This window comes from Bradyrhizobium sp. CCBAU 11361 (genome assembly GCF_028128935.1).
Classification (GTDB): domain Bacteria; phylum Pseudomonadota; class Alphaproteobacteria; order Rhizobiales; family Xanthobacteraceae; genus Bradyrhizobium; species Bradyrhizobium niftali.
The window spans coordinates 102443-119005 of record NZ_LBJZ01000186.1 but is presented as its reverse complement, the minus strand read 5'-3'; the positions used below and the strand labels follow the sequence as shown (position 1 = coordinate 119005).

24 protein-coding genes are annotated in these 16563 nt (G+C 64.7%); 14 read left to right on the top strand and 10 right to left on the bottom strand.

Annotation, left to right across the window (positions count from 1 at the left end; translation table 11 throughout):
* Positions 1 to 10: 10 nt before the first annotated feature.
* The 3 genes from XI08_RS27275 to XI08_RS27265 form a co-directional block, all read right to left on the bottom strand.
* Positions 11 to 580 carry a TetR/AcrR family transcriptional regulator gene (locus XI08_RS27275; protein WP_271576770.1) on the bottom strand — a complete coding sequence of 190 codons (570 nt, stop codon included), beginning with the start codon at positions 578 to 580 and terminating at the stop codon, positions 11 to 13.
* Positions 580 to 924, bottom strand: coding sequence for a DMT family transporter (locus XI08_RS27270; RefSeq protein ID WP_027542538.1), 345 nt, complete (start codon positions 922 to 924; stop codon positions 580 to 582). The genes XI08_RS27275 and XI08_RS27270 overlap by 1 nt, the downstream gene beginning before the upstream one ends.
* 216 nt (positions 925 to 1140) lie before the next feature.
* Positions 1141 to 1806, bottom strand: a complete 666-nt coding sequence (locus tag XI08_RS27265; protein ID WP_271576733.1) for an O-methyltransferase — start codon at positions 1804 to 1806, stop codon at positions 1141 to 1143.
* Between the two features lie 98 nt (positions 1807 to 1904).
* On the opposite strand from XI08_RS27265, the gene XI08_RS27260 reads away from it, so the two are divergent.
* The 3 genes from XI08_RS27260 to pdxY all read left to right on the top strand — a co-directional run bounded on the left by XI08_RS27260 (position 1905) and on the right by pdxY (position 4221).
* Complete coding sequence (locus XI08_RS27260; RefSeq protein ID WP_271576732.1) at positions 1905 to 2549, top strand: TetR family transcriptional regulator; 645 nt, start codon at positions 1905 to 1907, stop codon at positions 2547 to 2549.
* 91 nt (positions 2550 to 2640) lie between these two features.
* Positions 2641 to 3315, top strand: coding sequence for an FMN-binding negative transcriptional regulator (locus XI08_RS27255; RefSeq protein ID WP_271576731.1), 675 nt, complete (start codon positions 2641 to 2643; stop codon positions 3313 to 3315).
* Between the two features lie 93 nt (positions 3316 to 3408).
* Positions 3409 to 4221, top strand: a complete 813-nt coding sequence (gene pdxY, locus XI08_RS27250; RefSeq protein ID WP_271576730.1) for a pyridoxal kinase — start codon at positions 3409 to 3411, stop codon at positions 4219 to 4221.
* Between the two features lie 4 nt (positions 4222 to 4225).
* Here the strand turns inward: pdxY and XI08_RS27245 are convergent, their stop codons facing one another.
* A complete protein-coding gene (locus tag XI08_RS27245) occupies positions 4226 to 5515 on the bottom strand; it encodes a hypothetical protein (RefSeq protein ID WP_271576729.1) in 1290 nt (429 codons plus the stop codon).
* A 318-nt stretch (positions 5516 to 5833) separates the two neighbouring features.
* Here XI08_RS27245 and XI08_RS27240 point away from each other — a divergent pair, with 318 nt between their 5' ends.
* The 6 genes from XI08_RS27240 (at position 5834) to XI08_RS27215 (ending at position 9046) form a co-directional block, all read left to right on the top strand.
* On the top strand, positions 5834 to 5998 hold the full coding sequence (locus XI08_RS27240) for a Flp family type IVb pilin (protein ID WP_271576769.1): 165 nt from the start codon (positions 5834 to 5836) through the stop codon (positions 5996 to 5998).
* 159 nt (positions 5999 to 6157) lie between these two features.
* Complete coding sequence (locus XI08_RS27235; protein WP_027542545.1) at positions 6158 to 6361, top strand: hypothetical protein; 204 nt, start codon at positions 6158 to 6160, stop codon at positions 6359 to 6361.
* Between the two features lie 171 nt (positions 6362 to 6532).
* The gene (locus XI08_RS27230) at positions 6533 to 6787 is read left to right on the top strand and encodes a hypothetical protein (protein WP_027542546.1); all 255 of its coding nucleotides are present in this window, start codon (positions 6533 to 6535) and stop codon (positions 6785 to 6787) included.
* A 294-nt stretch (positions 6788 to 7081) separates the two neighbouring features.
* The gene (locus tag XI08_RS27225) at positions 7082 to 7228 is read left to right on the top strand and encodes a hypothetical protein (protein WP_198033685.1); all 147 of its coding nucleotides are present in this window, start codon (positions 7082 to 7084) and stop codon (positions 7226 to 7228) included.
* Between the two features lie 369 nt (positions 7229 to 7597).
* Positions 7598 to 8518: a DMT family transporter gene (locus XI08_RS27220; protein WP_271576728.1), complete on the top strand. Its 921-nt coding sequence runs from the start codon at positions 7598 to 7600 to the stop codon at positions 8516 to 8518.
* Between the two features lie 126 nt (positions 8519 to 8644).
* On the top strand, positions 8645 to 9046 hold the full coding sequence (locus XI08_RS27215) for a VOC family protein (protein ID WP_271576727.1): 402 nt from the start codon (positions 8645 to 8647) through the stop codon (positions 9044 to 9046).
* A 2-nt stretch (positions 9047 to 9048) separates the two neighbouring features.
* On the opposite strand, the gene XI08_RS27210 is transcribed toward XI08_RS27215, so the two are convergent.
* From XI08_RS27210 to XI08_RS27200, 3 genes are all read right to left on the bottom strand, one after another.
* Positions 9049 to 9399 (bottom strand): zinc ribbon domain-containing protein YjdM, encoded by a 351-nt coding sequence (locus XI08_RS27210; RefSeq protein WP_271576726.1) that lies wholly within the window; start codon positions 9397 to 9399, stop codon positions 9049 to 9051.
* A 110-nt stretch (positions 9400 to 9509) separates the two neighbouring features.
* Positions 9510 to 9683 carry a hypothetical protein gene (locus XI08_RS27205; protein WP_271576725.1) on the bottom strand — a complete coding sequence of 58 codons (174 nt, stop codon included), beginning with the start codon at positions 9681 to 9683 and terminating at the stop codon, positions 9510 to 9512.
* A gap of 268 nt (positions 9684 to 9951) precedes the next feature.
* Positions 9952 to 10788, bottom strand: a complete 837-nt coding sequence (locus XI08_RS27200) for a PhzF family phenazine biosynthesis protein (RefSeq protein WP_271576724.1) — start codon at positions 10786 to 10788, stop codon at positions 9952 to 9954.
* An 87-nt stretch (positions 10789 to 10875) separates the two neighbouring features.
* Here XI08_RS27200 and XI08_RS27195 point away from each other — a divergent pair, with 87 nt between their 5' ends.
* Positions 10876 to 11535 carry a hypothetical protein gene (locus XI08_RS27195; RefSeq protein WP_271576723.1) on the top strand — a complete coding sequence of 220 codons (660 nt, stop codon included), beginning with the start codon at positions 10876 to 10878 and terminating at the stop codon, positions 11533 to 11535.
* A 91-nt stretch (positions 11536 to 11626) separates the two neighbouring features.
* Here XI08_RS27195 and XI08_RS27190 read toward each other — a convergent pair whose 3' ends face one another.
* On the bottom strand, positions 11627 to 12661 hold the full coding sequence (locus XI08_RS27190; RefSeq protein WP_271576722.1) for a hypothetical protein: 1035 nt from the start codon (positions 12659 to 12661) through the stop codon (positions 11627 to 11629).
* Between the two features lie 253 nt (positions 12662 to 12914).
* Here XI08_RS27190 and XI08_RS27185 point away from each other — a divergent pair, with 253 nt between their 5' ends.
* From XI08_RS27185 to XI08_RS27170, 4 genes are all read left to right on the top strand, one after another.
* Positions 12915 to 13127 carry a hypothetical protein gene (locus XI08_RS27185; RefSeq protein WP_271576721.1) on the top strand — a complete coding sequence of 71 codons (213 nt, stop codon included), beginning with the start codon at positions 12915 to 12917 and terminating at the stop codon, positions 13125 to 13127.
* Positions 13106 to 13447: a cytosolic protein gene (locus XI08_RS27180; RefSeq protein WP_271576720.1), complete on the top strand. Its 342-nt coding sequence runs from the start codon at positions 13106 to 13108 to the stop codon at positions 13445 to 13447. Before XI08_RS27185 ends, XI08_RS27180 begins: the two co-directional genes overlap by 22 nt.
* Positions 13448 to 13610: 163 nt before the next feature.
* Positions 13611 to 13916 (top strand): hypothetical protein, encoded by a 306-nt coding sequence (locus XI08_RS27175; RefSeq protein ID WP_271576719.1) that lies wholly within the window; start codon positions 13611 to 13613, stop codon positions 13914 to 13916.
* A 147-nt stretch (positions 13917 to 14063) separates the two neighbouring features.
* On the top strand, positions 14064 to 14342 hold the full coding sequence (locus XI08_RS27170) for a hypothetical protein (RefSeq protein ID WP_092182576.1): 279 nt from the start codon (positions 14064 to 14066) through the stop codon (positions 14340 to 14342).
* Between the two features lie 123 nt (positions 14343 to 14465).
* On the opposite strand, the gene XI08_RS27165 is transcribed toward XI08_RS27170, so the two are convergent.
* Together XI08_RS27165 and XI08_RS27160 are read right to left on the bottom strand one after the other, a co-directional pair.
* The gene (locus tag XI08_RS27165; protein WP_271576718.1) at positions 14466 to 15263 is read right to left on the bottom strand and encodes a transglycosylase SLT domain-containing protein; all 798 of its coding nucleotides are present in this window, start codon (positions 15261 to 15263) and stop codon (positions 14466 to 14468) included.
* Between the two features lie 642 nt (positions 15264 to 15905).
* A complete protein-coding gene (locus XI08_RS27160) occupies positions 15906 to 16562 on the bottom strand; it encodes a phasin family protein (protein WP_271576717.1) in 657 nt (218 codons plus the stop codon).
* Position 16563: the final 1 nt, after the last annotated feature.

The following is a 16563-nucleotide window of genomic DNA, read 5'->3' as shown; positions in this document are numbered from 1 at the left end:
AACAAGGTCGCTATTCGCGCCGATAGGTCTGCGCGATCAGCCGGCCATGCGCGGCGCGCAGCTCGGCATTTATGCGCGTCTGTCCCGTCGTGACGTAGGACAGCCAGGCACCGTCAGCGGCGAGGCGCACGACATGGTGCTCGGGCGTGCCGTCGGTTGCGCGATGCCGCTTCAGGCGTGCCTTCATCCAGTCGTTCCAGAGCCGGCGCAGTGACGGATCGGTGACGACGACCATGCTCAGTGCCGCCCAGGGCGTGGTGAAGCCGAACGCCTTGCCGGTGAACACCGCATTGACATAGGCGCGCGTAAAGCTGCCGCGCGGCTTGGGATCAGCTTCGATTGCGGCGTCGATCTCGGCATCGACGCGGGCGAGCAGATCGGCGAACAGGCCCTCGATCAACGCCTGCTTGCTGCCGAAGTGATGAAACAGGCCGCCTTTGGTGACGCCGGCTGCCGCCGCCACCGCCTGCACCGTGATGCCGGAGACGCCATGGTCCATGGCAATGGACGCAGCATGGTCGAGCAGGGCGCGCCGCACCTGCTCCGGCTGCTTGGTGCGGCTATAGGCGCTGGCCGGCATCAATGCACCGTCGTCTCCGAGAACAGGTTGATGACGACGACCCCGGACACGATCAGCGCGATGCCGACGAAGGCCGCGGCGTCCAGCATCTGGCGGAACAGCACGAAGGAGACCGTGGCGGTCAGGATGATGCCGACCCCGCCCCAGATCGCATAGGCGATGCTCAGGGGGATCACCCGGATCGCGACCGACAGCGCGTAGAACGAGGCGACATAGAACAGCACCATGGCCAGCGTCGGCCACGGCCGCGTGAACTGCGCGGACTGCTGCAGGAAGGCCGATGCGATGACCTCGAAGACGATGGCAAGGGCAAGCGCGATGTAGGCGTTGAAGGCGGAGGTCATGGCAGGTTCGGGCGTGGTGCGCAACAAAGATACCGCGCGGTAGGTATGTTTAGCACGTGGAAGATGGCTCTTGCCAGCAGTAGCTATCACATGTGAGTGACGAGGCTGCGACACGGGCGCGGATCCGATGTTCCGCGATCTGTCGCCGACAAAGCGAAGCCGCCGCGCGATGAATCGTGCGGCGGCTCCGTGGTATCGTGGCAGTTCGATGTAGCGTCAGTTGATCCGTACGGAGAGCTCGACGTCCTCGGCAAAGGCCGTGGACATGTAGCCGCTGCCGGGCATGCGCACCCGCGCCAGATAGTCGGGGCTGTCGTCGGCGTTGTCGGCGACGATGATCGCGCCCGGCTTGAGATGGCGTTCGACCAGCTCCAGGATCTCAGGGTAGAGCGCCTTGGCGCCGTCGAGCAACACGAGGTCGATCGTATCAGGCAGATCGGCGCTGAGCGTCTTCAGCGCATCCCCTTCGCGGATTTCGACGAGATCGAGCAGCCCGCCGGCCGAGAGGTTGTCGCGCGCCCGCGCCGCCTTGGACGGCTCGAACTCGCTGGTGATGAGGCGCCCGCCACCATTGTCGCGCAGGCCCGCGGCAAGGTGCAGGGTCGAGATGCCGAACGAGGTGCCGAACTCGACGATCGTTCTAGCGCGGGAGCTGCGCGCCAGCATGTAGAGCAGCGCGCCGGTCTCGCGGGAGACCGCGAGCGGGACGTCCTTCAGGCGTCCGTAGAGGTCGGCGTAATCGGTCTTGCTCCGCATCATTCGCGCCCGGTCGGCGTCGGTGAGATGAGCGAACGCGGCTCGCGTAGCGCTGCGTGCTGCTTCGTCCTGGTCGAACAGGCGATCCAGCAGCGGCGCCAGCGACGTGATAGTCGGGGTGGTCATTTGGTGTCTCCAGAGTTCGCGGCAATGCGCGGGCTTGCGTGCGAACTGAAATACGACTAATTCGTCGCATTTCCTATTCGCATTACCCCGAGCGCATCATGGCCGATCGTCGAAGTCGTTCAGTTTCCTCGCGAAAACAGCCGCAACAGGCCCGCTCCAACGAGCTGGTCGCGGCTATTTTGGATGCCGCCGTTCAGGTTTTGGCAAAGGAGGGCGCGCAGCGTTTCACGACGGCGCGGGTGGCCGAGCGGGCCGGGGTGAGCGTCGGATCGCTCTATCAGTATTTTCCGAACAAGGCGGCAATCCTGTTCCGCCTCCAGAGCGACGAATGGCAACGCACGAGCGAACTGCTGCGCGGCATCCTTGCCGACCGGGCGAAACCGCCACCGGCGCGGCTGCGTGCGCTGGTCCAGGCTTTCATTCGTTCCGAGTGCGAGGAGGCTGCGATCCGCACGGCGCTCAGCGACGCCGCGCCGCTCTATCGTGATGCGCCCGAGGCACACGATGCGCGGGCCGCCGGCAAGGGCATCGTCGCGGCCTTCATGCAAGAGGCACTACCAAAAGCCTCGGAGGCGACGCGCGAACTCGCCGGGGAGCTGATCAAGACGACGCTGAGTGAGGTCGGCAAGCACTTCTCGGAGGCGCCGCGCAGCGAGGCGGAGATCGTGCGCCATGCCGACGGGCTCGCCGACATGTTTTGCGCCTATCTCGGCGAGCTCTCACGACGCCGAGATCATTCCTGACATCTGCATTCGCGGCCCAATTTCGTTTCGGAGTTCGCCGGATCATGGGATAGCCTCGCGCGGTCCTCATCCAGCCATCGAGCGCCGCGCCATGCATGTCCTCCGTCCCCAGTTCCGCATCGAAGAGCAGCGCGCGCTTGAATTCGCAAGTGAGCGCGGCTTCGGCGTGATCGTGGCGGCGGACGAGCGCGGCCCACGCGCCTCGCACGTGCCGTTCGTGCTCGACCAGCGCGACGGCCGCGCCGTCGTGCAGATCCATCTCACGGCCAGGAATCCACTCGTGCCGCTTGCGGACGGCACCAGGCGCTTCCTGCTGATCGTTGCCGGCGACGATGCCTACATCTCCAACGACTGGTACGCCTCGCAAGACAACGTCTCGACCTGGCTCTACGAGGCGGTGCACCTGTCGGGTGTGGCGCATCTGCGCGGGCTCGACGAGAACCGCGGGCACGGCGATGCGCTGCTCGCGGTCGCCGAGGCGCGGCTGCCGAAGCAGCCCTGGGACCTCGCGCAGATGGAGCCGGACAAGCGCGAGAGCATGCTGGCTGCGATCCGCGTCATCGATCTCGTGGTCGACCAAATCGAAGGGCAGGCGAAGCTCAACCAGCACAAGAGCGATGCGGACCATGTCGCGGTCGCCGGCTACCTGGCGCGGTCGGCGGAGAGTGGCCACCGCCGGCTGGCGCGGAAGATGCAGGCGCTGCGGCCGGGGCTTGGGTATGAAATCCTGCAGCCCGGATGGAGCGAAGCGAAATCCGGGTCTTGAGCTTGCGGCACGATTCCCGGATTACGCTTCGCTCCAGCCGGGCTACGCCAGCTACGCTTGCGTCGCGCAACAATTGACCTTACGGACCTCTGCATGCTCGTCATCTCCATTCAAAGCCAGGTGGTCCACGGCCATGTCGGCAACAGCGCGGCGGCCTATGCCGTGCAGGCGGAGGGCGTGAACGTCGCGGCGGTGCCGACAACGCTGCTGTCGAACCATCCGCGCTATCCGAGCCTGCGCGGGCGCGTGCTGGAGACGGAGCTCGTCGCTGATCTTCTGAGGGGCGTGGAGGAGCGCGATCTCGTCGACGAGGCCGCGGTGCTCGTCACCGGCTATCTCGGCTCGCCCGGCAACGCCGCTGTCGTCGCCGACTTCGTCGAGCGCGCCTTGAACCGCAATTCCAGGCTCGTCTATCTCTGCGATCCCGTGATCGGGGACGACGGCCGCGTCTATGTTGCCGACGGCATTCTGGACGTGCTGCGGCACCGCCTGCTGCCGGCCGCGAATCTGGCCACGCCGAACCAGTTCGAGCTCGAGCTGCTCTCCGGCATCACGATCGTGGACGCACAGGACTTGCGCGCGGCGTGCGCGGCGCTGGCAGGGACCGGCCGCATCGACGTCGTCGCCACCGGCTGCACGCTCACGGATACGCCTGATGGGCAGGTGGAGACGATTCTCTGCGCCGACGGGCAATTGTCGCGCTTTGCGACACCGCGCCTGCCGATCCGCCCCTATGGCACCGGCGATCTCCTCACCGGCCTGATCGCTGCGCATCTGGCCAAGGGCAAGGCGATGGAGGCGGCGGTGCGGCTCGCGGTCGAGACCATCTTTGCCGTGCTGGTGCGTACGCAGGAGGCGGGATCCGCCGAGATGCGCCTCGTGCCGCTGCCGACGCGGAAGCCGTAACGGTTCAGGTCGCGCGCTTGCCGGCCGATTGCGCCGACTTCTGCGGCTTGCCCTTCTGCTCGCGCGCGGCCTGTGCCTTTGGCGACCTGGCGCTGGCCACGGCGCGCGTCTTCTTCGGCCTGGCGTTGGCGGCTTCCCTGCGGTCCGCCGTGCCGCGCTTCGAAACATATTCCGCGCCGTCGATCGGGCCGACATGCGGCGGATCGCGGCCGAGATAGGGCCTGCCGATGCCGAGCGCCTTGCCGTTGGCATCGACCCATTTCCACAGGATCTCGGTCGAGACCCAGCGTTGCGCGCGGTTGTTGCCGGCGGTCGAGACGATGTCGGCGGCCATGCCGTGACCGTAGCCGCCGCGCGTGCTGCCGCCGTGATAGGAGCGGTCGGAGGCGGCCTTCAGGCCGCTCGCGATCGACTGGCGATAGTCGTCGCGGAACGCGCTGGTGATGCCCGGCGACAGGCCGGCGGCTTCCGCCGCGAGCAGCGTGCGGAACAGCTTCCGCTTGAAGCTCTTGTCCATGCCGCCGATGACGTAATCCATCATCGACATGCGGGCGTGCTCGGCCGCCTTCGGATCCTTCCAGCCGAAATCCTCGTCGACCAGCTTCGTGAAGCTGCGCATCACGGTGACCATCTTGCCCCTGCGCTTGACGGTGACGGCGCGGCGTTCCTCGACCTTGATCGAGTCTTCCTTGGGCGTGCGCTGGTAGAGCGCCCAGAGATAGCGGTCGATGCAGGCGTCCATCACGAAGCATTCGTCGAGCACCGCGACGGTGTCGGCGGACGGTGACGCCTTGCTCGCGGTTGCGGCCGGCCCGGTCGCGATCGCCGCGGGCGACAGCGCATCTGTCGTCACGATCTCGGTGGGATCGGCGGATGCGAGTTTGACGGGCTCCTGCACCGGTGCGGCCTCGCTGACGACGGGCGCCGGCTCCGGCAGGGTCTGCGGCGCAGGCGGTTCGCTCGGCAAGATCAGCGCGGGATCGGCCGAGGCGAGCTTGATGGCGGGGGCGGTCACCTCGGGCGCTGCTGCTTCAGCGCTTGCCGGCTCGGGAGCCTGAGCCACCGCGGCCGCGATGTCGGCGGTCAGGGCGATGCCATCCTCGATGGTCGCAGCGCGCGGAACGTCGGCGAGGTCGAGGCGGCCGAGATCCTTCGCGCGCGAGACGGTGGCTGCATTGGCGCCGCTGTTCTCGATGAGGGCAGGGGCATAGGCGGACAAGGAGAGCGCCAGCCAGCCGGCCATGACGGCCGAGGGGCACGCGACTGCCACCAGAAGAGACCGCCGATCGTTCATGATCCCTGCCTCCAAACGGTTCTGTTCGAACACGTCTTGTCGAACAGTCTTGCACAGAAAGGCACGCAGCGCGTTGATTGTTCGGAGGATGGTGTGGCGGCGCAATGGCGCAAATGGCCGAAAACGGGCTTTTCAGGCAGGTGTTGCGAAGATGCAACGCGGGTTCCGTCGGGCTTCGGAGAAGGAAAAGGCCTGCAAATGCTGCGTTCATTGTCGTCAAATTTGCCCGGTTGCATTTACTCAATCTTGGATTGCAGTCTGGCATTTCTCTCGCGCCGGCCGCGTCCGGTAGCGTTGGGAAGGACACGAGTTTTGAAATTGAAATGCCTGTTGGCCGACTTTGCCGCCGATCAATCCGGCGCCACCGCGATCGAATACGGCCTGATCGCAGCGGGGATCGCGCTTGCGATCATCGAGATCATCTACGCGCTCGGCACCAATCTCGTTGCGAAGCTGCAATCGCTGGCGACTGCGCTGAAGTAAGTTATCCTCCGGCCCGCGTTCTATGATGATCGCGCCTTTGACAGGGCCGGGCCGGCGCATCTGCGCGACGGATCTGCGCATCCGTCGCATCCCCCTGGATGCGGTGTTTTGCCCGACGCCTCGCTGCAACTTTGCAGCGGCTTGCGCGTTGGTGCGGCCATGACCCACTCCTCGCTTCGTCCCATGGACGCCTTCGACCCCACCGAGCCCGCCATCCTCCACGATCTCCTCTCCGACAGGATCATCACCTGGACCGCCGATCAGGCCGATGATTATCGGCGTGCCAGCCAGGCGCGCGACGATGGGACTGTGGCCTGGAAAGCCTACGTCTTCGACGGCTGGGGCAACGTGCTCGGCGGCTGAGCGCCGATTATAAAAACGTCATGTCGCGGCCGGCGGCGATTCGGCCAAGGCGTTGTACGCATTAAACATATTGCCATGCGCCGGATGCGCTATTGCAATGCAACAACGCATGTCGCAATGCAGCAAATCAGGCTTAGATGTGCTCCGAAACTTCCTTCTGGAGCATCACCAATGAACAAGAAGACTCTGTCGATCGCGATCGCCGCCCTCACTCTTGCGGGCTCGACTGCCACCTTCGCCGCCGAGCTGCCGGCCTACGAGGCCAATGGTTTCCCGGTCTCCCCGTTGCAGGTTCGCGTACTCGGTGCCGCGCAGGTCGAGCAGCAGGCCTCGGCGCCAGCCGCCAGCGTGACGGCGCTTCAGGCCAGCGTTTTGTCGCCGCGCAAGGTGAAGGCCGCGACCGTGACCACGGGCAGCGCCCGCTAAGCTTCATGCGACAGGCACCGCGCGCATGCGTCGTGCCGCTGTCGCCTGCATAAACATTGGAACCGCGTTCCGGACAGGAGCGCGGTTTTTCTTTGCTTGCGGGAACCTGCGCGATTTCCTCGTGCGTGCGCGGATCGAGAAGCCGGCGCGACAAAAGAATCGCGCGACGGCTTCGTTGTGTATGGCCGTTCAAGACGCGTGTGATCTCCTTAATACTTGTTTCGGAGATCGCGGCGCCTGATGCGCGCGCCGCATATTGAGCGGCCAATTCTGGAATCATACTGGAGGCCGTTTATGCCCGTTGCGCAAAAAGTCGTTGTTGCCAGCACCTCGCCGCGTGAGTTCATCATCAGGCATCTTGCGCTGTTCGCGGCCGCCGCGTTGTTCGTGTTCGTGCTGAGCCTGACCTACGGCCTCGATCTCAGCCCCGGGTTTTTCTGATAGCCGGGCTACGAGAGTCTCCGCTCGCGCACCGCGCGCCAACTTGACGGCGAGCGGCCGTAGAGTTCGGCGAACGCGGCGTTGAAGCGGCGCAGGCGCGCGGCGTTGCAGGTCGCAAAGCTCAGCATGGCCGGATGATAGCGCAAGCCCGTGCGGGAGAAAGGCTCGCGGGATGACCGAGTCCGAGCCACCGCGGTCGCGCTCGATCACACGGATCACATGGTCGGGTCACGGCAAATCGGGCGCTTCATCGCGCAGGCCGTGCACAGGATGTTTTCGAACATCGATATCGCTTTCCGCGCTCCGCCGCGTGCCAGACCTGCGATGGCGTGGGTTGAGCGGATGAGCGCGCTGACATAAGGCTTGCCGATGGATCAGCGGACGAGCGGCGCTGACGCTCTCATTCAGAAGAACGATGCGGCGCCGGCGCTTCTCGGCGTCGTCTGCGGGCTGTCGGCGGCACTGTTCTGGGCGCTCGGCTTTGCCGGCACGCGGCACGGGCTGAAGGTCGGCTTCACGCCGGTCGATCTGCTGGTGCATCGCTACGTCTGGTCGGGTATCGTGTTCCTGCCGCTGGTGCTGCGCGCCGGCATCTCCGATCTCTGCGGTATCGGCTGGGGCAGGGGCCTTGCGCTGATGGTGCTTGGCGGCCCCGTGATGTCGCTGATCTCCTACACCGGATTCCTGTTCGTGCCGCTCGGCCACGGCAGCGTGATCCAGCCGTCCTCCGCTACGCTCGGCGGCCTGCTGCTCGCCGCAATGTTCCTCAAAGAGAAGATCTCCGCCTCGCGACTTGCCGGTGCCATCGTCATCGTCGGCGGCCTCGGCGTGATCGGCGCCGAATCGATCGGCCATATCGGCGCCGACGGCGTGCAGGGCGATCTGATCTTCGTGCTGACCGGATTGATGTTCGCGGGCTTCGGCGCGCTGCTGCGCCACTGGCGCGTCTCCGCCGTCTCGGCCGCGCTCGTCATCAACGTGCTGTCGCTGCTGTTGCTGCCGGCCTATCTCCTGACCGGCGGGCCCGCCCGCGTCGCTGCGATCGGCGTGAGCGAGAATGCGATCCAGGCGCTGGCGCAGGGCGTGCTCGCGGGTCCCGCCGCGCTCTATCTCTTTGCCGTTTCCGTCCAGCGCCTCGGCGTCGCGCGTGCTGCAGTCTTCCCCGCTTGCGTGCCGGCACTGACGCTGCTCACCGGCTGGCTTCTGCTCGGCGAGGCGCCGACGATGTTGCAGACGGCGGGCCTCGTGACGGTGCTGTGCGGGTTTTATCTGGCGCAAAGGCAGCGGTGAACGTATCTGCGTCGCCCGGATGGAGTGCAAGCGAAATCCGGGGCGGGATGTGCGGCACTATCCCGGATTGCGCGACGCTTCATCCCGGCTACGCTCCCGGGTACCCCGCAACTTGACGAGCCCGCCATGACCTTCCTCCTCAACATCGACGTCCCCGACGTCGCCGCCGCCACGACCTTCTACACCGCCGCGTTCGGTCTGACGGTCGGCCGTCGCTTCGGCAGCGATTTCGTCGAGCTCCTGGGCTGGCCGGCGCCGGTTTATCTGCTGACCAAGCAGGCCGGCACGTTGGGTGCCGGCAGCGATCGCCGCCGCTACGACCGGCACTGGACGCCGCTGCATGTCGACGTCGTCGTTGACGATGTCGATGCCGCCGTCGAGCGCGCGCTGCGCGCCGGTGCCGTGCTCGAGGCGCCCGCGCGCGATGCGCCGTATGGGCGGATCGCGATGCTGGCCGATCCGTTCGGACACGGGTTTTGTCTGCTGGCGTTCAGCGCGACGGGATATGACGCGTTGATGGGCGCGTAGCGCTACGCCTTCTTCACGAACTCCGATTTCAAATTCATCGCGCCGATGCCGTCGATCTTGCAGGCGATGTTGTGGCCGTCGGTGGCGTCCTGGAGGCGGATGTTGCGGACCTTGGTGCCGCCCTTGACGACCGATGAGGAGCCCTTGACCTTGAGGTCCTTCATCACGATGACGCTGTCGCCATCAGTCAGCACATTGCCATGGGCATCGCGCACGCTTGCATCCTGCGGCGCATCCGCCGAGCTGCCGGCAGCAGCGCTCCATTCATGGGCGCATTCCGGGCAGACCCAGAGATCGCGGTCCTGATAGGCGTGCTCCGACTGGCAGTTCGGGCATTTCACGGCGTCGGGCATGGCAGGTCTCGTCTCGGGTGGCGTTGCGCGGCGCACCGTAGGGGCGGAGCAGGGGAATGCAAGGGAAAGCTGGGGCTTGCGCGGGCAGGCGGTTGCCTGCCGGTGCGATGTCACCGAAACAGCGCGGCGAAGATCACGTAGAGCCAGCCCAGGATGCCGTGGATGATCGCCCACAGGATCGAATGGTTGTTGGTGTAGGAGATCGCGATGGCGAGTGCCGAGCCGAAGCCGACGCCGTATTTGGCGCCCTCGACGCGGACGCCGTAAAAGCGGGGGCCCTTCATGGTGATGCCTTTCAGAGGGGGACGTGCAGATCGAGTCGAGCCTATCCGAAAATTGCCGTTGCAGCGAGATGCGCTGGCGAACGACATCCTGGGCCTGCGCGGCGGTTGAGGCCGCGCCAAGCAAAAATGTCGAAAACAACCCCATGCACAGTAGAAATTGCCAGCGATTTCAAGAGTTCGGAAATACCGAAGTGAATTTGACCCGTCGGGCAAAACAGGGGTATGGTGGCATGATGGGCAGGTGCGGGGCTACGCGCCAGGCCACGCCTCACGCATCCATGAAGCGCGCCGTCCCCGAGACCCGGATCGAGCTGCCTTTGGTCGCGCCGATCTCCGCGCGGATCAGCGACCGCGCGCCCATGTCCTCGCCCTGGACGATGTCGATGGCGCCGCCATGCGGCCAGCCGATGTCGCGCAAGTACCCTGCAAATGCCGCGGCGGCCGCGCCGGTTGCGGGATCCTCGACGACGCCGCCGGCGGCAAAGGCGTTGCGGACATGGAACAGGCGCGGCGCCGCCACGGTCACGAGCGCGACGGTGACGAGACCCGCTTTCTCCATGAGGGAGCGGCCCCGCTCGAAATCATAGGCCATGCGCGCGAGCGCCGCGCGCGATGTCAGCGCAAGCACGGCATGATCGGCGCCGCCGTGAATTTTCGCTGGGGGAATTTTCGGGTCGAGATCGGAGGACGCGTAGCCGAACAGGTCCAGCAGGGCATCCCGCAGCATTGGCTCGAGCGGCGCACTGCGCGTCGGCGGCGATTGCAGCGCGGCCGCAATGGTGTTGCCGTCGCAGCGGCCCGACACGGAAATGACGGCATCGTTCAGATGCAGCTCGAAGCTGCGGTCGCCGTGCCGGTGCGCAAGGGCCGCGCGCAGGGCGATGGTCGCGTGGCCGCAGAACGGCACCTCCATCGCGGGCGAGAAGTACCGGACGCGCCAGGCGTCGCCTTCGGGCGCCGCAAAGGCCGTCTCGGAGAAGCCGACCTCCGCCGCGATCGCCTGCATTCGCGACGCATCCGGCAGGGCGTCGCCGATCCAGACGCCGGCGGGATTGCCGCCGGTGTTGCCGTCGGAGAAGGCGGCGATGCGGTGCACTGTCGTCATGGGCTTGATCTCATTTGCTGCAGGAGGGGCGGGTTCTTGCGAAACCTATCATCTTCGCGAACCGCATCTAGGGGAGGTTGAGCACCGATGACATTCGTCATCGCTGCGTGCGGCGCCGGCAATTGGGGGAAAATGGCAGAGCTGAGGCTGTCAATGACATATCGGGTTAGGACGCCGCTTACCCACGGAATACACTGGGCGCCGTTTGGGGTTCGGGGTCATGTATTGGGAGGGACGATCATGGCAAGTGTTGAACAATTGCGCAGACGGGAAGGTGTGAACCTGGTCCAGCTCGAGGCGGACATTGCATCGGTTCGCACGGGAAGCTCGATCGCTTCAATTGCTCTTCCTGATTACGTCGAGCACACCGAGGGGGTCACGCGCGTCGGCGCGCTCAGTGCGGAGGCGGTCGTTCGCGACTATGAGTCCGCTGCAAAAGAAATCGAGGCTATGGGCGCCGAGTTGATCGACGCCGCGCAAAAATGCGAGGCGCTGACAGCCCAGGTCCACGATGCCATTGCCTTCATGCGCGAAACGGCGGCGGGGTATCGTGAAGAGGGACGGAAGATCTTCAGGCGCATCGAAGAATGCGCGCTCTTCACGGAAGACGTCCGCAAGACCTGCGAAGAGGTCCAGCGTCGAATGAAGGACGTCTCGGTCGGCGAGACCTCCCATGAGGAGCTTGCGACGCAAGAGCACGAGCTGACCGGGATCGCAGCCAAGGTGTCGGTGTGCGAGGTACAGTGAGGGGGGCGTAGAACCTCGTTCGCAGGATGGGTTGGGCGCTTGCGCTCTCCTGTCCTGCGAGCCGGGCCTCAAATCCAAGCTCGCTTACGGCTTACCAATCCGGATCGCCGTAGGGGTCGCCCATATAGGGCGGCGGCATCCAGGGGCCTCGCGGGGGCCTTGGCCGCCGAGGTGCGGCCGCTTGCACGTGCGGCCGTGCAGGCGCGGCCGTCTCGTTGCTCGTCACGCTCCGCACGACGGGTTTCGCGGGTGCAGATGCGGATGAAGCCGTCAGTTGCGTTTGCAGCGCCTGGACCTGCGCGGCGAGGCGCGCATTGTCCGCCGCATCCTTCTCCTGCGCCGCCCTCAGCTGTTGGATGGTGTCGGCCTGCTCGCGCAGCGTCTGCTCGTTGCGGCTTTTCAGTTGCTCGAGCTTTCCGCTGATGCTCGCAAGCTCGCTCGTGATGGTCTTGAGCGATTGCGCAAGATCGGACGATGGCTGGTCAGGCGGTGTGGCGCCAGGTGTTGAAGCGGCAGGACTTCGAGCGCCAGGTGTTGGAGCGCCAGAACTTGGAGCGCTTTGCGTTTCCTTGCCGGGCGGCGGTGCGGGCACCGGACTTGGCCCATCCGCTGCAGCCAGGAGCAGTGCCGGCGGCTGCGCCGGACTTTCGACCGCGGACGCTTGCTGGGGCTGGCTGGCCGGCGGAGCCCACCGCGCCATGATCGACTTACTGATCGACTTGGCCTCATCGCGATATTGCGAAGCGAAGGCGGCGCCGAGAACGCCGATCGCCAGCACGAGGCCAACCAAAGCACGCAGCATGGTCCGATCTCCCCTCAGGCCTTGATCGCGAACCTTGCCATAAGGCGCCTTGTCCCTGGGAGGTTCGGCCGCCGTCGCACCGACGCTTGCTTGCGAGGCTCGCGGGGTTTCGCTGCCGCGTTCCATTCCGGAAACCAGCCGGTCCAGCCGCGCCAGGTCTTCCTCTGCGCTCTTGATCTGGTCGTAGGCCCGCGCCAGCCCGCCGTCGGCGCGCACCTCGCCCGGCTTGGGGGCATCAGGCGTTTCGGCATCAGGCTTTTGGATATCAGGCTTTTGGATATCAGGCTTGGGCTCGTTCGCGTCAGGCACCGATGCGCGCTCCATCCAGTCGGGCGTTAATGGGAGTGCGGCAGTCCGATCGCCGGAAGGATAGGCCTCACCTTTGTCCAACACAACGCGCGTGCGAAGGAGAAATTATGGCGGGCTGCGGCTGCTGAAACAGCCTGGCGCTGCTCCCCCAGGCATCCCTGCGACGTGCTATGCTACCGCGGGAGGAAGCGCCATGAGGGTTCCTACCGCGATACTCGCCCTGCTCCTTTCAAGTCCGGCCGCCGCCCAGGAGTGCCAGACATGCTCAATGGCCGACGCCTGCATGAAGGAGTACGTCAAGACGACGTCGGAGGCGCAAAGGGCGACCAGGCAGGGCATCCGGGATTGGAAGCAGAATCTGGACAAAAAGGCCTCAGCGGAATTGTCCAGCAGGGGCATACTCGCATTGCAAGACGCCATGGAGGCGCAGGTTCGTACGGAGCTGGAGCGCCTGAAGGAATGCCTGGCGAAAATCAGGTAGGGCGGGGCGCAAAGGAGGATCCGATGAAATCGCTTCTGCTGCTCACGGCGAGCGGCCCGCTGCTCATTCTCACCTCGCACCAGTCCCTGAACGACCAAAAGCTTCTTGGGGTGCTCAGGCAAAAAGGCATCGGCAAGTTCGTCGCGTTCGACGTTCCCTTGTCGCTCGCCAGGGAGCGCTATGGCGGGCACTTTCACGCGGTCGAAAGCAATCTGCAGGAGACCGATGATTTGAGAGTGCTCGACTTCAACGGCCAGCGGGTCTTTCAGCTCTTTCATTTCGAAGAGCTCGGTTCACCGATGCTGATCGAACAGCCGTGATCCGGTTTTGTCTCGCGGCGTGATCCGCTTCGAAAGACCCATCATCCCGTTGCGGCGGCGAAAGGGGATGGGTTGAGCAGGGCTGTTGTCATTATGAACGATCGTTCAGGGAACGGGCGTTGGTTCATTTCGTTGCATTGGAGGGCATATTCAGGAGGACTACATGAAAACAAAGATCATTGCGCTCTCTGCTGCCGTTGTCATGGCGACAGCACCAGCCGTGTTTGCTCAGGGTGCGTCGAGCAAGGCGCCAGGTCAGGAGATGCAGCAAATGGGGTCCAAGAAGGGCGAGCCGGGCGCTTCCAGCTACGCGCCTGGACATAAGAAGCATCACGCGATGCGCCACGCGAAGGCCCCCAAGACCGCCAGCAAGACCACCAGCCCCGGCGCGTCGAACGCCGCTCCAGGTCAGACAACCGGCGCGAGCACGAGGCCGACCACCGGCTCGGGCACAAAGCAAGGGTACTGAAGTCTGGAGGGTACTGACGTCCAGGCACCGGCGGGACCCAACGGCTCGAACGTGGGATAGGTTGGGCCCCGGCGAAACCCGTCATGCGCCGAATTAGCTTGCCTTGCCTTGAGTCCTTTTGCACTCTCTTCGCAAGGAGGCCAACGCATGAAGAAAATGACGCTCGCGTGCGCTCTCGGAACGGCGCTGGTGCTGTGCAACCTGGGGATCTCGGGTGCTGAAGCCAGACCGCGGACGGCGCACGTCCGTGCACCGCAGGAGAGGCTTGTCGTCACGGCGCCGGTGCTCAGGCCAACGCCGTGGGATTACAATGTCGTTCCACGCTATCGCTATCGCCCTGAAGACGACCGGGTCGATCCCTACGGCCCGCCGCTGGTGCCGTCATATGTTCGCTATGAGGGCTGGCGTTGGCCATACTGGTGGTGAAAGCCACTGACAGATGCGGGACTGATTGGCGCCTGTAGCCCGGATGAGCGAAGCGATATCCGGGACGTTGTTGCCGAAGCATTCCCCGGATGTCGCTTCGCTCATCCGGGCTACGTTCGTTGGCTAACCGTCGTCCTCCGCCGCCAGCCGCTGAAACTGCCGCTTCATCGCGTTGACCCTGGCGACATAGCCCGCGACGAGGTGATCGCCGCAGCGCTCCCCTGATATCATCTGAAACTTGCGGCGCGCATAGGCCGTGGCGGGACCGGCGCCGCAGAGATGGATGAAGGCGGCCAGATCCTGCTTCTGCTCGCGGCTTGCCTTCACATCGCCGGCGAGACCGAGAACCATGGCCACCTGGCGGTCCAGATACACCGATGCCAGCTCGATGGCGTGGCTCGGGATCGCGCGGATATAGAGGAAGGGAGACCCGCATCCGGTCTCGGTGACCGCGTTGCCGCGGACACAGAACCGTGCAGCTTCAGTGTAGGCCGGATCGGTCATCTGGAAGAGGCCGACGGCGCTGGAGGCGGGCCGGTAGATCGCGAGCGGATTGAGGCTCAATCGCCAGCGCCAATAGGTGCGCGCCACCGGATTCCCTGAACTCTCGACCTGCGCCAGCGCGGCCAGCAATTCCGGCGTGATCGTCGCGGTGGAATGCTTGCGAAACAGCGGCCCGTATTGCCGCCAGGTCTCGGCCGGCTCCTTGTCGAGGCCGTTGCCGACGAGGACGAAGAGTTCGGTCGGCTTGCGGATGACGTGATAGCCGATGTTCAGAAGCGCGATGGCCGCAAGCAGGATCGCCACGCCGCCCGCGATCCGAACTATCCGCGGTGCGCGTGCGAACTTCTTGCGTGCCCACCGAGCGCCCCGCCGGACGTTGCGAAGGCGAGGGAGGGGGCTGTTGCTTTTTCTTGGCATGGATCTTGTGGGGAGCGGGTAGTACGGGGTTGAGCCTTGCGTCGCGCACGTCAGGTACATAGCCGAAATCGGTGTGGCTCCCGCTAATGCCCATGTAGGTAAGCGTGACAGCTTCACTGTCCCGTCATGAACTCGGCAGCGAGATCAAGGGCCCGCATTGTTCTAAATCAACAAACCCGCGCATTGGCGAATTACGCTGACGAACCGTTCCAGTCCAGGAAGGAGAGTGGTCATGTCGCGCCGAACCATCGCTTCACTTACCGCATCCGCCATTATTGGAATCGCCTGCATCGTGACTGTTTCGACTGACGCCTTCGCGTATCGAAGAGGCGTTGGGGTTGGTCGCGCCGGTGTTTATCACGGCGGTGTCTATCGCGGTGGCGTCTATCGTGGTGCAGCCGTGCGCCGTGGAGTTGCCGTGGGCGTCGGAGCTGCTGCGGTTGGTGCTGCTGCCTACGGGGCTTACGGAGCCTACGGAGGCTATCGCCGCTGCGGCTACGAACCTTACCCCCCTTGCTACTAGCCGGTCTTGCTACCGAGTAACCGGTTGAGCCGGGCTTGTTGGCGGTGACAGTGCATTCAATCTAAATTGGTAGGCCAGTTAAGTGCACTGTCACCGTAATCAGGAATACGCTGCGGTCGTTAGTGACGTGTCGCGCGGATTTCGAGCGTCGTCTGGGTGAGCCTGGCCACGAACCCCTCAAAATGCATGACCCTTTGTCTGGTCAATTGTTCATGCAACTCGGCGATCTTCTGGGATTCAGCGATCAACGATTCGCACACCTGTTTCGCGTACTCCATCTGAAGCTCAAAGGCCTCGACAGGTGAGCGCGCCGCCGCGAGCTTTCCCAGGAAGGTCCAGGCGTGCTCAAGCGACATCCTCGTGTAGTCGCTATAGGCATCGGCAATCGCCTGCGTGCCGGCCTGGGAGGGTTCCACCGGTGCGACGGGCGCGCTTGCAGCGATCTCCATCCCGGAAGCCTCGCCCGGCAAGGCTGCAGCCGAGGGTACCTGCGCACTGATCTCTCGGCTCGTCTCTTGCCTTATCTCTTGCTTGTTCTCTTGGCTGATTTCCGCCGAGGCATCCGGCAATTGATGGGCCGCAGTTGCGTGTTGCTCGCCGGCCCCGGTTCGTTGCCCGGCCTTCTTCTTCCCGCCGCGCCGGCCGGATTTTCCCGTTGGCTTATTTTCGATCGCACTCAACATTGCAAATGGCTCCTGAATATCGCTGAAACCGCAAGCCTCCGTCGTGTTTGCGCTGAAATCGCGATTGTGGGTTGTCGCTTGCGTGGCGGCCATG

Coding starts and splice junctions, on each gene's coding strand:
- XI08_RS27225 (WP_198033685.1), top strand. CDS start 7,082: ATGCCCGTTGCGCAAAAAGTCGTTGTTGCCAGCACCTCGCCGCGTGAG.
- XI08_RS27275 (WP_271576770.1), bottom strand. CDS start 580: ATGCCGGCCAGCGCCTATAGCCGCACCAAGCAGCCGGAGCAGGTGCGG.
- XI08_RS27230 (WP_027542546.1), top strand. CDS start 6,533: ATGAACAAGAAGACTCTGTCGATCGCGATCGCCGCCCTCACTCTTGCG.
- XI08_RS27190 (WP_271576722.1), bottom strand. CDS start 12,661: ATGGAGCGCGCATCGGTGCCTGACGCGAACGAGCCCAAGCCTGATATC.
- XI08_RS27215 (WP_271576727.1), top strand. CDS start 8,645: ATGACCTTCCTCCTCAACATCGACGTCCCCGACGTCGCCGCCGCCACG.
- XI08_RS27270 (WP_027542538.1), bottom strand. CDS start 924: ATGACCTCCGCCTTCAACGCCTACATCGCGCTTGCCCTTGCCATCGTC.
- XI08_RS27235 (WP_027542545.1), top strand. CDS start 6,158: ATGACCCACTCCTCGCTTCGTCCCATGGACGCCTTCGACCCCACCGAG.
- XI08_RS27210 (WP_271576726.1), bottom strand. CDS start 9,399: ATGCCCGACGCCGTGAAATGCCCGAACTGCCAGTCGGAGCACGCCTAT.
- XI08_RS27245 (WP_271576729.1), bottom strand. CDS start 5,515: ATGAACGATCGGCGGTCTCTTCTGGTGGCAGTCGCGTGCCCCTCGGCC.
- XI08_RS27195 (WP_271576723.1), top strand. CDS start 10,876: ATGACATTCGTCATCGCTGCGTGCGGCGCCGGCAATTGGGGGAAAATG.
- XI08_RS27205 (WP_271576725.1), bottom strand. CDS start 9,683: ATGAAGGGCCCCCGCTTTTACGGCGTCCGCGTCGAGGGCGCCAAATAC.
- XI08_RS27170 (WP_092182576.1), top strand. CDS start 14,064: ATGAAGAAAATGACGCTCGCGTGCGCTCTCGGAACGGCGCTGGTGCTG.
- XI08_RS27165 (WP_271576718.1), bottom strand. CDS start 15,263: ATGCCAAGAAAAAGCAACAGCCCCCTCCCTCGCCTTCGCAACGTCCGG.
- XI08_RS27265 (WP_271576733.1), bottom strand. CDS start 1,806: ATGACCACCCCGACTATCACGTCGCTGGCGCCGCTGCTGGATCGCCTG.
- XI08_RS27185 (WP_271576721.1), top strand. CDS start 12,915: ATGGCCGACGCCTGCATGAAGGAGTACGTCAAGACGACGTCGGAGGCG.
- XI08_RS27260 (WP_271576732.1), top strand. CDS start 1,905: ATGGCCGATCGTCGAAGTCGTTCAGTTTCCTCGCGAAAACAGCCGCAA.
- pdxY (WP_271576730.1), top strand. CDS start 3,409: ATGCTCGTCATCTCCATTCAAAGCCAGGTGGTCCACGGCCATGTCGGC.
- XI08_RS27180 (WP_271576720.1), top strand. CDS start 13,106: ATGCCTGGCGAAAATCAGGTAGGGCGGGGCGCAAAGGAGGATCCGATG.
- XI08_RS27200 (WP_271576724.1), bottom strand. CDS start 10,788: ATGACGACAGTGCACCGCATCGCCGCCTTCTCCGACGGCAACACCGGC.
- XI08_RS27220 (WP_271576728.1), top strand. CDS start 7,598: ATGGATCAGCGGACGAGCGGCGCTGACGCTCTCATTCAGAAGAACGAT.
- XI08_RS27175 (WP_271576719.1), top strand. CDS start 13,611: ATGAAAACAAAGATCATTGCGCTCTCTGCTGCCGTTGTCATGGCGACA.
- XI08_RS27255 (WP_271576731.1), top strand. CDS start 2,641: ATGCATGTCCTCCGTCCCCAGTTCCGCATCGAAGAGCAGCGCGCGCTT.
- XI08_RS27160 (WP_271576717.1), bottom strand. CDS start 16,562: ATGGCCGCCACGCAAGCGACAACCCACAATCGCGATTTCAGCGCAAAC.